The 11,775-nt window shown below is 70.2% G+C and carries 13 protein-coding genes; 2 read left to right on the forward strand and 11 right to left on the reverse strand.

Annotation, left to right across the window (positions count from 1 at the left end; all coding sequences use genetic code 11):
• Window positions 1-90: 90 nt before the first annotated feature.
• Window positions 91-1,125 carry a serine hydrolase domain-containing protein gene (locus ACWKZU_RS16785; protein ID WP_449283483.1) on the reverse strand — a complete coding sequence of 345 codons (1,035 nt, stop codon included), beginning with the start codon at window positions 1,123-1,125 and terminating at the stop codon, window positions 91-93.
• Between the two features lie 179 nt (window positions 1,126-1,304).
• On the opposite strand from ACWKZU_RS16785, the gene ACWKZU_RS16790 reads away from it, so the two are divergent.
• Window positions 1,305-1,928, forward strand: a complete 624-nt coding sequence (locus ACWKZU_RS16790) for a PadR family transcriptional regulator (RefSeq protein ID WP_449283484.1) — start codon at window positions 1,305-1,307, stop codon at window positions 1,926-1,928.
• A gap of 134 nt (window positions 1,929-2,062) precedes the next feature.
• Here the strand turns inward: ACWKZU_RS16790 and truA are convergent, their stop codons facing one another.
• On the reverse strand, window positions 2,063-2,968 hold the full coding sequence (gene truA / locus ACWKZU_RS16795) for a tRNA pseudouridine(38-40) synthase TruA (protein WP_449283485.1): 906 nt from the start codon (window positions 2,966-2,968) through the stop codon (window positions 2,063-2,065).
• Between the two features lie 183 nt (window positions 2,969-3,151).
• On the opposite strand from truA, the gene ACWKZU_RS16800 reads away from it, so the two are divergent.
• Entirely contained in the window at window positions 3,152-5,101 is a 1,950-nt protein-coding gene (locus ACWKZU_RS16800; protein WP_449283486.1) for an acyltransferase family protein, read from the forward strand.
• Between the two features lie 405 nt (window positions 5,102-5,506).
• Here the strand turns inward: ACWKZU_RS16800 and rplQ are convergent, their stop codons facing one another.
• The 9 genes from rplQ to secY all read right to left on the reverse strand — a co-directional run bounded on the left by rplQ (window position 5,507) and on the right by secY (window position 11,654).
• Window positions 5,507-5,989, reverse strand: a complete 483-nt coding sequence (rplQ, locus tag ACWKZU_RS16805) for a 50S ribosomal protein L17 (protein ID WP_449283490.1) — start codon at window positions 5,987-5,989, stop codon at window positions 5,507-5,509.
• A 103-nt stretch (window positions 5,990-6,092) separates the two neighbouring features.
• Window positions 6,093-7,079, reverse strand: a complete 987-nt coding sequence (locus tag ACWKZU_RS16810; RefSeq protein ID WP_449283487.1) for a DNA-directed RNA polymerase subunit alpha — start codon at window positions 7,077-7,079, stop codon at window positions 6,093-6,095.
• Window positions 7,080-7,278: 199 nt separating this feature from the next.
• Window positions 7,279-7,677, reverse strand: a complete 399-nt coding sequence (gene rpsK / locus ACWKZU_RS16815) for a 30S ribosomal protein S11 (RefSeq protein WP_017885301.1) — start codon at window positions 7,675-7,677, stop codon at window positions 7,279-7,281.
• A 48-nt stretch (window positions 7,678-7,725) separates the two neighbouring features.
• Window positions 7,726-8,094, reverse strand: coding sequence for a 30S ribosomal protein S13 (gene rpsM / locus ACWKZU_RS16820; protein ID WP_017885302.1), 369 nt, complete (start codon window positions 8,092-8,094; stop codon window positions 7,726-7,728).
• A gap of 231 nt (window positions 8,095-8,325) precedes the next feature.
• Window positions 8,326-8,442: a 50S ribosomal protein L36 gene (rpmJ, locus tag ACWKZU_RS16825; protein WP_017885303.1), complete on the reverse strand. Its 117-nt coding sequence runs from the start codon at window positions 8,440-8,442 to the stop codon at window positions 8,326-8,328.
• A 67-nt stretch (window positions 8,443-8,509) separates the two neighbouring features.
• Window positions 8,510-8,731 (reverse strand): translation initiation factor IF-1, encoded by a 222-nt coding sequence (infA, locus tag ACWKZU_RS16830; RefSeq protein WP_017885304.1) that lies wholly within the window; start codon window positions 8,729-8,731, stop codon window positions 8,510-8,512.
• A 155-nt stretch (window positions 8,732-8,886) separates the two neighbouring features.
• Window positions 8,887-9,669 (reverse strand): type I methionyl aminopeptidase, encoded by a 783-nt coding sequence (map, locus tag ACWKZU_RS16835; protein ID WP_449283491.1) that lies wholly within the window; start codon window positions 9,667-9,669, stop codon window positions 8,887-8,889.
• A gap of 63 nt (window positions 9,670-9,732) precedes the next feature.
• A complete protein-coding gene (locus tag ACWKZU_RS16840) occupies window positions 9,733-10,332 on the reverse strand; it encodes an adenylate kinase (RefSeq protein WP_449283488.1) in 600 nt (199 codons plus the stop codon).
• Window positions 10,329-11,654: a preprotein translocase subunit SecY gene (gene secY / locus ACWKZU_RS16845; RefSeq protein ID WP_449283489.1), complete on the reverse strand. Its 1,326-nt coding sequence runs from the start codon at window positions 11,652-11,654 to the stop codon at window positions 10,329-10,331. The genes ACWKZU_RS16840 and secY overlap by 4 nt, the downstream gene beginning before the upstream one ends.
• Between the last annotated feature and the right edge of the window lie 121 nt (window positions 11,655-11,775).

Below are 11,775 nucleotides of genomic sequence, written 5' to 3' on the forward strand. Positions count from 1 at the left end.
AGGGCCGCAGGGCCGCAGGGCCGCAGGGCCGCAGGGCCGCAGGGCCGCAGGGCCGCAGGGCCGCGCGACGAAGCGATCCCGGTCCCGCGATCACCGACCGGCGGCGGCGGCACCCGGCAGCGTCCGCGCGATCGCGACGAGCGAGCGCACCATTCGCGACATCTCGCCCGAGGCGTGGAAGTTCGCGACGAGATGCACATCGCTCTCCGGATCGTGGAGCAGCGCCGTGGACAGCGACCCGAGATGCCCCCGCAGTCGTGGCAGTCTCCGCATGAACGGCCCGAACTCCGAGAAGCGGAGCTCCATCATCCCCGCGCCGTAGTGGATGCCCGGCCGCACCCGGTTCCGAATGTCGGCCATGATCCCCCGGCTGCGCACCGACAGCAACTCGTCGCCGTGGAGCGCACGGCCGAACCGCAGCAGGTCCTCCGGGGCGGCTGCGACTCCGCCGCCCGCCCATCCGCAGGTGAGCCCGCCTCGACGGCTCATCTCGACACGGCCGAGGCAGCAGGGCGCGATCCCGTCGGCGCCGGTGGCCGGCGCGGTGCGGAACGGCAGGAAGGTGCGCTCCAGGCCGAGCGGCGAGATGACGCGGTCGTGCAGCGCCCGCTCGTAGGGCTGCCCGGTCATCTCCTCGATGACGCACCCCAGCAGGTCGAACCCCGTGTCGGAGTAGCGGAACCGCTCCCCCGGCGCTCCGATCGGCGTCTGCCGCTCGCGGGTGAACGCCACGAGCTCGGACGGAGACCAGCGGCGATCCGGATCCCGCCGCAGGATGCGCTGCATGCGGTCGCCGTGCCGCACCCGGCCCTCGAAGTAGTCGTTCGCGCCGGACACGTGCCGGAGCAGGTGGAGCACCGTCGGGCCGGAGGGGGCGAGCCCGGCGCTCCCGACCACTCCGAACGCAGCCGCATCCGGCGCGGCATCCGGCGCAGTTGCCGGCGCGGCATCCGGCGCAGGCGCGAAGAGGCCCGCGATGGTCTCGGCGGGCAGCAGGCGGTCGACGGGCGAGTCGAGCCCGATCCGCCCCTCCTCGACGAGCTGCAGCACCACCGTCGCGGTGAGGAGCTTGCCGATGCTCGCGGCGTGGAACGGCGTCTCCTGATCCCCGTAGGCGAACTCCACGCCGGGACCGCGCACCAGGATCTGCGGTGCGCCGAGGCGGCCTCGGGCGGCGGGTGACCCGGTCGAAGTGCGCGCGCAGGGTCGCGACGGGGGTGCGGTCGGGCATGATGGTCCTCACACGGGATACTCGATATTTCTTCAAGTAATATTACTTCCAGTAATCTAGCACGGAGGGCACTTTGGCGCACGTCATTCTCGGGCTGCTCATCGCAGTCGGGCCCCAGACGGTCTACAGCCTCAACAAGTTCTTCGACGCGGGAATCTCGCTCTTCTACGCGGCGAGTCTCGGCGCGCTGCGCTCCGCGCTGCAGCGTCTGCTCGCCGATGGGCACGTCACCGTCCAGGAGCAGACGGAGGCCGGCCGCGCCAAGAAGCTGTACTCGGCGACCGAGAGCGGCCGCGCGGCGTTCCACGCGTGGATGCTCGCGGCCGTCACCGAGCGGGATCTCGAGGTGACCGCGCTCTCCAAGCTCTACTTCCTCGGCGCGCTCCCCGACCGCGGGGAGCGCCGCGCCGTGCTGGACCGCATCGCGGAGCGGGCCGCCGCCGACGAGGCCCGTCTCACTCGACTCGCCGCCATGATCGACGGCGAGGAGGTGCCGGAGCAGTTCAGGGAGCTGGCGCACTACCAGCGGCTCACGGTGGAGTACGGCCTGCGCTCGCACGCCCTCGGGCGGACGTTCTTCGAGGAGCTCGCCGCGGTGGAGCGGGCGGGGTCCGCCCCCGCGCAGGCCGTTCCCACCACGGCGGATCGGGCCGGGGGCGCGGCGGCCCTGCCCGCCGAAGACCCCGGACCGAGCTGAATCGAAACGGCGAACGCCGCCCCACCCGCCCTCACCCCGGAGCACATGCGCAGGCGAGCACCGGAGCGCCGGGGGCACCGGAGCACCGGAGCACGTGATGCTCCGCGGGCCGCCCCGCACCCGCCGAGCATCGTCTACCGAAGAGGATCCCGCCGCGCCCGCGTCTGCTCCGCCCGAGCGGCCAGCTCCTCGTCGGAGGGATAGGCGATCTCCTCGAGCGACAGCCCGTGCGCGGGCATCACGGTGAAGCGGCTCGTGCGCTCACGGGCGTCGCGCAGCGCGATCAGCTCGGCCTCGCCGATCCTCCCGCTGCCGACGGCCACGACGGCGCCGACGAGCGCCCGAACCATCGAGTGGCAGAACGCATCGGCCTCGATCCGCGCGGCGTAGGCGCCGTCCTCGGTCTCGCGCCACTCGAAGCACAGCAGATCCCGCACCGCCGTCGATCCCTCGCGCGCCTTGCAGAAGGTGGTGAAGTCGTTGAGCCCCAGCAGTTCGTCGCTGGCCCGCTGCATCGTCTCGAGGTCGAGCGGGCGCGGCACGTCTGCGGTGAAGCGCGCGGTGAGCGGATCCCGGCGCATGCCCTCGCCCCGCAGGCGGTACTCGTAGCGGCGACGCAGCGCCGAGAACCGGGCGTCGAACGCCGCCGGCGCCTCGCGCACCGCGTGCACCACGACGTCCGGCGCGGCGCGCCTCAGCACTCCGTTCAGCTTGCGGGCGCGGATCCGCGCCTCCGCCGTCGCATCCGATCCGGGGTCGGCCGCGCGCCGCGAACTCCACTTCGCCAGCTGCTCCGCGGTCGCGTCGAGATGCGCCACCTGGCCCCGAGCGTGCACCCCCGCATCGGTGCGCCCTCCGACCGTGAGCCGCACCGGCTCGGGAGTGCGCAGGAGCACGGCGATGGCCGCTTCGAGCTCGCCCTGCACCGTCCGCAGCCCGGGCTGGGCCGCCCATCCCGAGAAGTCGGTGCCGTCGTAGGCGAGATCGAGGCGCAGTCGAGCGAGGGGTGCCGTCGCCGCGGGATCCGGATCAGCGTTCACGCTTCGATCCTGCCAGATCGTGCGGCCGGCCGGCTGCCCGGCCTGTCGCCCGCCCGCCGGCCGTCCCGCCGTCCCACCGTCCCGCCGCTCCGACCCCGACGGCCCGGCGGCCCGACGGCCGCACTCGGCGTACACTGGATGGCGGCGCACGGCACCTCGTCCCCGCGTCGCCGAAAGACTCCCATGGCTCCCTCCTCCGCATCGTCCCCCGCGCGCACCGGCCGCTTCGGCGGGCTCGACGGGCTCCGCGCGATCGCGGTCGGCCTGGTGCTCTGCTACCACCTGTTCCCGAGCGCGCTGCCGGGCGGCTTCCTGGGGGTCGACGTCTTCTTCGTGATCAGCGGATTCCTCATCACCTCGCTGCTGCTGCGCGAGGTCGACCTCCGCGGTGGCATCCGACTGGGCGCGTTCTGGCGGCGCCGGGCGCGCCGCCTGCTCCCCGCGCTCGCGCTGGTGCTGCTCGTGAGCACCGGAGCCGCACTGCTCATCGGCGGCGATCTCCTCGTCGGCATCGCCGCCCAGCTCGCAGGCGCCGCGTTCTTCGTGAGCAACTGGGTCTTCATCGCGAGCGGCGCCGACTACTTCGCCCGCGATACCCCCGAGCTGTTCCGCAACACCTGGTCGCTCTCGATCGAGGAGCAGTTCTACATCCTGCTCCCCCTCCTCGTGCTCGCGCTCGTGCGGCTGCGCGGGCGCACCGCGCAGGCGCTCCCCCTCATCACGCTGGGCCTCGTCTCCGCCGGCCTGATGCTCGAGCTGTCGCTCTCCGGCGCCGATCCCACCCGGGTCTACTTCGGCTCCGACAGCCACACCTTCGGCCTCTTCCTGGGGGCGGCCATGGCGATGCTGCTGCACCGGACGGCGGACGGGATCGCGGCCGAAGCCCCGGGGCCGTGGCGGCAGCTGGCGTACGGCGGCACGGCCCTCGCGGGTCTGGGCGTGCTCGCCTGGCTCGCCTGGACCCTGCCCGAGGGCAGCCCGGCGAGCTTCCAGGGCGGGTTCCAGCTCGCGACCGCGGCATCGCTCGCGATCGTCTGGGGAGCGACCCGCCAGGGGGCGTGGATCGGTGCCGCGCTCGACGTGCAGCCGCTGCGCTGGATCGGCGAGCGCTCCTACGGCATCTACCTCTGGCACTGGCCGCTGCTGCTCGTCTTCGGGGCTGCCTTCGGAACCGGCGCCGGGTGGATCGTCCCCGTGCTCACGCTGCTGGTCACGGTGCTGTTCGCGGCGCTGTCCCACAGCTTCGTCGAGCAACCGGTGCGGCGCTTCGGCCTGCGCCGGTCGCTCCGCCTGCTGTTCCGGATCGGCGATCACTCGCGCCGCCAGCGCCTGGTGGCCCTGGGGCTCGGCGCGGTGCTCGCGGTCACGGTGCCCGCCACCGCGTACGCCGTCGCCACCGCTCCGCAGATGAGCTCCGCGGCGGAGGCGATCGCCCGGGGCCAGGCCGCACTCGACCAGCGAGCTGCGGAGGGATCCGCGGCCCCCGCAGACACCGCGGACGCGCGGGAGCCGGGGCCGGCCGGCGAGCCGGATCGTCAGCCGCGGGACGGCGGGACTGCCGACGCGAAGCACGATGGGAAGACGAAGGACCGCGCCCCGGCCCCGCCGATCCCCGTCACTCCGGAGGGACGCGACATCAGCGCCGTCGGCGACTCGGTGATGCTCGCGAGCCTGCCGGAACTCGAGCAGGCCCTGCCGGGCATCGCCGTCGACGCCGCGGTCTCGCGCGGCATGGGGGCGGGTGTCGGGATCGTGTCGGACCTCTCCTCGCAGGGTGCGCTGAGGTCGGTGCTGGTGATCGGGCTGGGCACGAACGGCCCCGTGCAGCCGGACGAGCTCGAGGCGATCCGCCGGACCGCAGGAGCGCGCCCCGTCGTGCTCGTCAACGCGCACGCCGACCGGGAGTGGATCCCGGGCGTCAACCAGGTGCTCGCGGATTTCGCCGCCGAGCATCGCGGCGTCGTGGTCGCGGATTGGACGGGCTCGGTCACGGGTGTGCCCGACGCCCTCGCGGGGGACGACATCCACCCCAATCCGAGCGGCGGCGAGATCTACGCCGCCTCGGTGCAGCACGCGCTCGATGAGCTGCAGCAGCCCGGCGAGGCGATCGGCTTCGCGATCCCGCGCCGCTGAGCACCCCTTCGCGATCCCGCGCCGCTGAGCACCTCGCGGCTCCTCCTCGCCTCCACCAGACCTTCCCCGCCCGCCCCGGAAGCGCCTGCCGCGCTCCTCGCCCCGCGCCCTCCCCCGCCGCGAGGCGGGCCACCCGGCCCGTCCAGCCCCTTCGCGCGTCAGTAGTTGCCGCCAAAACAACCGCGAGGGAGCAACTAGTGACGCGCGAAGCGGGAGGGACACCGGAGCGGCGGGACGCCGGAGCGGAAGGGGCCCGGAGCGGCGGGACGCCGGAGCGGAGCCGCGCGTCCGAGCAGGTCCGCGCGTTCCTGCGGATACGAGCGAAAACTGGGAGCCGCGCATACGCGAAGCGCCCCGCGATCCGATGGGGATCGCGGGGCGCTTCGCGTGCGTCGGGATCGAGCCTTACTCGGCCTTCTCCTCGGCGGCGGCCTCCTCGGCCGGAGCCTCAGCAGCCTCGGGGGCCTCAGCGGCCTCCTCGGCCGGAGCCTCGGCGGCCTCCTCGACGACCTCGGTCTCCTCCGCCTGCGGCTCCTCGGCGGGGGCCTCGGCTGCAGCGGCCTTCTGGGCCTTGGGCTTCGGGTTGACGGGCTCCAGCACCAGCTCGATCACGGCCAGCGGGGCGTTGTCGCCCTTGCGGAAGCCGGTCTTGATGATGCGGGTGTAGCCGCCCTCGCGGTTCTCGACCAGCGGCGCGATCTCGGTGAAGAGCTCGTGCACGACCGACTTGTCGAGGATCTGGCGCATCACGCGACGGCGCGCGTGCAGGTCGCCGCGCTTCGCGAAGGTCACGAGGCGCTCGGCCACGGGCTGCAGGCGCTTGGCCTTGGTCTCCGTGGTCTGAATGCGCTTGTGCTCGAACAGCTGGGCGGCCATCTGGTTCAGCATCAGGCGCTGGTGTGCGGGACCGCCTCCGAGGCGGGGGCCCTTGGTGGGCTTCGGCATTGTTTACTCCAGTAAGTGTGCGATCGGGCGGGACGATGCCGGATCGTTAGTTGTTGTCGTCTTCGTAGCTGTAGAACTGCGCGCCGTCGAAGCCGGGCACGGCGTCCTTCAGCGACAGGCCCATCTCGGTGAGCTTGTCGCGCACCTCGAAAACGGACTTCTGACCGAAGTTGCGGATGTTCATGAGCTGCGCCTCGGAGAGCGCCACGAGCTCGCTCACCGTGTTGATGCCCTCGCGCTTCAGGCAGTTGTAGCTGCGCACCGAGAGATCCAGATCCTCGATCGGGATCGAGAGCTCGCCCTCGGTCACGACCTCGACCGGAGCCGGGCCGATCTCGACGCCCTCGGCCGCCGTGTTGAGCTCGCGCGCGAGGCCGAAGAGCTCCACCAGGGTGGAACCGGCCGACGCGATGGCGTCGCGGGGGCTGATCGCGGGCTTCGTCTCGACATCGACCACGAGACGGTCGAAGTCGGTGCGCTCACCGGCGCGCGTGGCCTCCACGCGGTAGGTGACCTTCAGCACCGGCGAGTAGATCGAGTCGACCGGGATGCGGCCGACCTCGGCGTCCTCGTTGCGGTTCTGCACGGCGGAGACGTAGCCGCGGCCGCGCTCGATCGTCAGCTCGAGCTCGAACTGAGCCGAGTCGCTGAGCGTGGCGATCACGAGCTCGGGGTTGTGCACCTCGACGCCCGCCGGAGCGGAGATGTCGGCGGCGGTGACCTCGCCCGCGCCGGTCTTGCGCAGGTAGGCGGTGATCGGCTCGTCGTGTTCGCTGGAGACGACGAGATCCTTGATGTTGAGGATGATCTCGGTGACGTCCTCGGTCACGCCCGGGATGGTCGTGAACTCGTGGGCGACGCCCTCGAAGCGCACGCTCGTCACCGCGGCGCCCGGGATCGACGAGAGCAGGGTGCGACGCAGCGAGTTGCCGAGCGTGTAGCCGAAGCCGGGCTCGAGCGGCTCGATGGCGAAGCGCGAACGGTACTCGGAGATCGATTCTTCAGTCAGAGTGGGTCGCTGTGCAATGAGCACTGTGTGTGGTCCTTTCGCTGGAGTCCGCTATATGACTCATGCGTTGATGGGAAAGGGAAGGACTGAACAGCCTCGGCGACCGGCCGCGACGGTTCTCCCGTCGCGGCCGGAGGCCGCTAGCATTCGCCGATGTCGGTCTGAGCCCCGATGCCGCCGGAGGCGGCAGTCGAAGCCGACCGCAGTCGGCTTGACAATCAATTCAGACGCGACGACGCTTGGGCGGCCGGCAGCCGTTGTGCGTCTGCGGGGTGACATCGGTGATCGAACCGACCTCGAGGCCCGCGGCCTGCAGCGAACGGATCGCGGTCTCGCGACCCGAGCCCGGGCCCTTCACGAAGACGTCGACCTTCTTCATGCCGTGCTCCTGCGCCTTGCGGGCGGCGGACTCGGCGGCCAGCTGAGCGGCGAACGGGGTCGACTTGCGCGAGCCCTTGAAGCCGACGCCGCCCGAGGAGGCCCAGCTGATCACGGCACCGGTGGTGTCGGTGATCGAAACGATCGTGTTGTTGAACGTCGACTTGATGTGGGCCTGGCCCACGACCACGTTCTTCTTGTCCTTGCGACGCGGCTTGCGAGCCGCCGTCTTTGGTGCAGCCATTGAGTGTTCTCCTGAAAAGCTCTGTGTGATGGTCGAGTGGACCGGCGGTTACTTCTTCTTGCCGGCGACGGTGCGCTTCGGGCCCTTGCGGGTGCGAGCGTTCGTCTTGGTGCGCTGACCATGCACGGGCAGGCCCTTGCGGTGGCGGAGACCCTGGTAGCTGCCGATCTCGACCTTGCGGCGGATGTCGGCTGCGACCTCGCGGCGGAGGTCGCCCTCAACCTTGAAGTTGCCTTCGATGTAGTCGCGGAGCGCGACGAGCTGGTCGTCGGTGAGATCCTTGACGCGGATGTTGCCGTCGATCCCGGTGTCGGCGAGGGTCTTCAGCGCGCTGGTGCGGCCGACCCCGTAGATGTACGTGAGTGCGATCTCAACGCGCTTGTCGCGCGGGATGTCGACTCCTGCAAGACGTGCCATTCTGGCTCTCCTTGGCGGTAGTGGAGGTTTGGTGCGCGTCGGGGGTTCGGGCCTCCGTCCCGAGGTGTCCCCCGGGCCGGGCCCGGGTTCTTCGATGCGCTGGATGGTGTATTCGGTTGTGCGTGTTCTGCGTCGGATCCGTCGAACGAGCTGGTCGAGATCAGGATCCGCCGGTCATCGCCGTGCTGAGCACGCCGAAACATCGACGGGCTCGATGACCGGCTTCGAGAGTCAGCCCTGGCGCTGCTTGTGGCGCGGGTTGCTCTTGCAGATCACCATGACGCGGCCGTGGCGGCGGATGACCTTGCAGTGATCGCAGATCGGCTTGACGCTGGGCTTGACCTTCATGATGTTTCCTTCGTTGTTCGCTGTCCTCGTACTCGCGAAGTGCCGCGAGCCGTTACTTTCCAGCGACCTACTTGTAACGGTAGACGATGCGGCCGCGGGTCAGATCGTAGGGCGTCAGCTCCACGATCACACGATCCTCGGGGAGGATGCGGATGTAGTGCTGACGCATCTTGCCCGAGATGTGGGCGAGAACCTTGTGTCCATTGGTCAGCTCGACGCGGAACATCGCGTTCGGCAGAGCCTCGACAACCTGTCCCTCGATCTCGATGACGCCGTCTTTTTTCGCCATAGCCTCACTATCGCTTGCGTAGGTGTGTGCTGGTCTTGCGAATGCCCTCCGACCGTTTCCGCGAACACGAAAACAGGCGCAAAGCACCAAAGATCAAGAGTACTCCCGAAACCGGGATTGCGCAACACGCGGTCGCCCCGGGACGACCGCGGCGACTACGGGATCGGAACCGGAGTCACGCCGAGCGGCGCGAGCCCCGAGGCTCCGCCGTCCTCGGCGGTCAGCACCCAGATGCCGTCGCGGTGCACGGCGACCGAGTGCTCCCACTGGGCGCTCATCGAGCCGTCGGCGATCGTGACCGTCCAGTCGTCGTCCTCGACGTAGGTGTCGATGCCGCCGGCCGAGATGATCGGCTCGATCGCCACCACCAGCCCGGGCTTCACCTCGGGCCCGCGGCGCCTGACGGGCACGTTGAACACCGGCGGATCCTCGTGCATGCTGCGTCCGATGCCGTGGCCGATGTAGTCCTCGAGCACGCCGAAGTCGCTGTTGGCACGCACGTAGGCCGAGACGGCCTCCCCCACCTCGCCCAGGTGGGAGGCGCTCGCGAGGCGGGCGATCCCGCGCCACATGGCCTGCTCGGTGACGGCGCTGAGCTGCTCGATCGCCGCGGTGTGCTCGGGTCGCGCCGGATCGGGCAGCACCGCGGAGAAGGCGGCGTCCCCGTGCCAGCCCCCGACCACGGCGCCGGCGTCGAGCGCCACGATGTCGCCCGGCTCGAGCGTGCGCTCGGTCGGGATCGCGTGCACCACGTGCTGGTTGACGTTCGCGCAGATGGTGTGCCGGTAGCCGGGCTCGAGCATGAAGTTCGGCTCGCCCCCGCGGGAGCGGATCGCGTCCTCCGCGATGGCGTCGAGCTCGAGGGTGCTGATCCCGGGGCGCACCGCCGCGCGCATCGCCTCCAGAGCGGCGCCGGTCGCCAGACCGGGCTCGACCATCAGCCGCAACTGCGCCGGAGACTTGTAGATCGATCGACGCAGCACGCCCCTGCGAGCCACCGGTTAGCGCCCCGCCGTCGCCGCGAGCCGCGCGTCGAGGCCGGACGCGATGCGCTCCGCGACCTCGTCGACGGTGCCGAGGCCGTCGACCGACACCAGGATGCCGCGCTTCGAGAAGAGCTCGATGAGCGGCGCCGTCTGCTCCGCGTAGACCTCCTGGCGGTGGCGGATCACGGCCTCCGTGTCGTCGGCGCGACCCTCGAGCTCGGCGCGCTTGAGGAGGCGCGCGACGACCTCGTCGGTGTCGGCCTCGAGCAGCACGACCGCGTCGAGGGAGCCGCCCCCGAGCATGCCGTCGAGGGCGTGCACCTGGTCCACCGTGCGGGGGTAGCCGTCGAGCAGGAAGCCGTCGGCCGCGTCGGCCTGGGCCAGACGGTCGGCGACGATCTCGTTGGTGAGCGAATCGGGCACGAGCTCGCCGGCCTCGATGATCGCCTGCACGCGCTGACCGAGCTCCGTGCCGCCCTTGATGTTGGCGCGGAAGATGTCGCCGGTGGAGATCGCGGGAACGTCGTAGCGCTCCGCGATGCGGGAGGCCTGGGTGCCCTTGCCCGCGCCGGGCGGGCCGATGATGAGCAGTCGAGCGGTGGTGGTCTCGGTCACTTGAGAAGCCCTTCGTAGTGGCGCTGCTGCAGCTGGGCGTCGATCTGCTTCACGGTCTCGAGACCGACACCCACGATGATGAGGATCGAGGCGCCGCCGAACGGGAAGTTCTGGTTGGCGCCGAAGAACGACAGCGCGATGAGCGGGAGGAGCGCGATGACACCCAGGTAGAGGGAGCCGGCGCTCGTGATGCGGGTGAGCACGTAGTTGAGGTACTCGGCGGTCGGCCGGCCCGCGCGGATGCCCGGGATGAAGCCGCCGTACTGCTTCATGTTGTCGGCGACCTCTTCGGGGTTGAACGTGATCTGCACGTAGAAGAAGGTGAAGCCGATGGTGAGCAGGAAGAAGACCAGCATGTACATCGGCTGGTCGCCGAAGACGAGGTTGTTCTGGATCCAGACCACCCACTCCTTCGGCTCCTCGCCGATCTGGGGCTGGTTGAACTGGGTCAGCAGCATCGGCAGGTAGAGGATCGCCGAGGCGAAGATGACGGGGATCACCCCCGCCATGTTCACCTTGATCGGGATGTAGGTGCTGCTGCCGCCGTAGGTGCGGCGGCCGACCACTCGCTTCGCGTACTGCACCGGGATGCGGCGCTGCGACTGCTCGACGAAGACCACCGCCGCGACGACCACGAGGCCCACCGCGAGCACCAGGAAGAACGTCTCCCAGCCCTGCGCCTCCTTGATGACCCAGAGGCCGTTGGGGAAGGTCGCGGCGATCGAGGTGAAGATGAGCAGCGACATGCCGTTGCCGATGCCGCGCTCGGTGATGAGCTCGCCGAACCACATGATGAGGCCGGTGCCGGCGGTCATCGTGATGATCATGATGAGGATCGCCCACCACTCCTGCGAGACGAGGTTCTGGCAGGCCTGGTTCGCGGCCGCGCCGAACAGCTGGCCCGAGCGGGCGACGGTGATCAGCGTGGTCGACTGCAGCACCGCGAGGGCGATCGTCAGGTAGCGCGTGTACTGCGTCAGCTTCGCCTGACCGGCCTGACCCTCCTTGTGCAGGGCCTCGAAGTGCGGGATGACCACGCGCAGCAGCTGGGTGATGATGGAGGCCGTGATGTACGGCATGATCCCCAGCGCGAAGATCGACAGCTGCAGCAGCGCGCCGCCGCTGAACAGGTTGATCATGTCGTAGAGACCCGACGTCCCCGCGGACTGGTTGGCGACCAGACAGGCCTGCACGTTGTCGAACTGGACGAACGGTGCCGGGATGAAGGATCCGAGCCGGAACAGCGAAACGATCGCGAGCGTGAAAACGATCTTTCGCCGCAGATCGGGAGTCCGGAAGATCCGTCCGATGGCGCTGAACAAAATCTGCCTCCTGGGAACGTCGTAGGGGCCTTCGCCTGACGACGAGAAACCGATTGCACCAGCCTACACGGACGGAGCGGGCTCAGGGTGAACGCGAAGCGTTCACCGCCGCTCCGTCCTC

The organism is Leucobacter sp., from assembly GCF_053528595.1.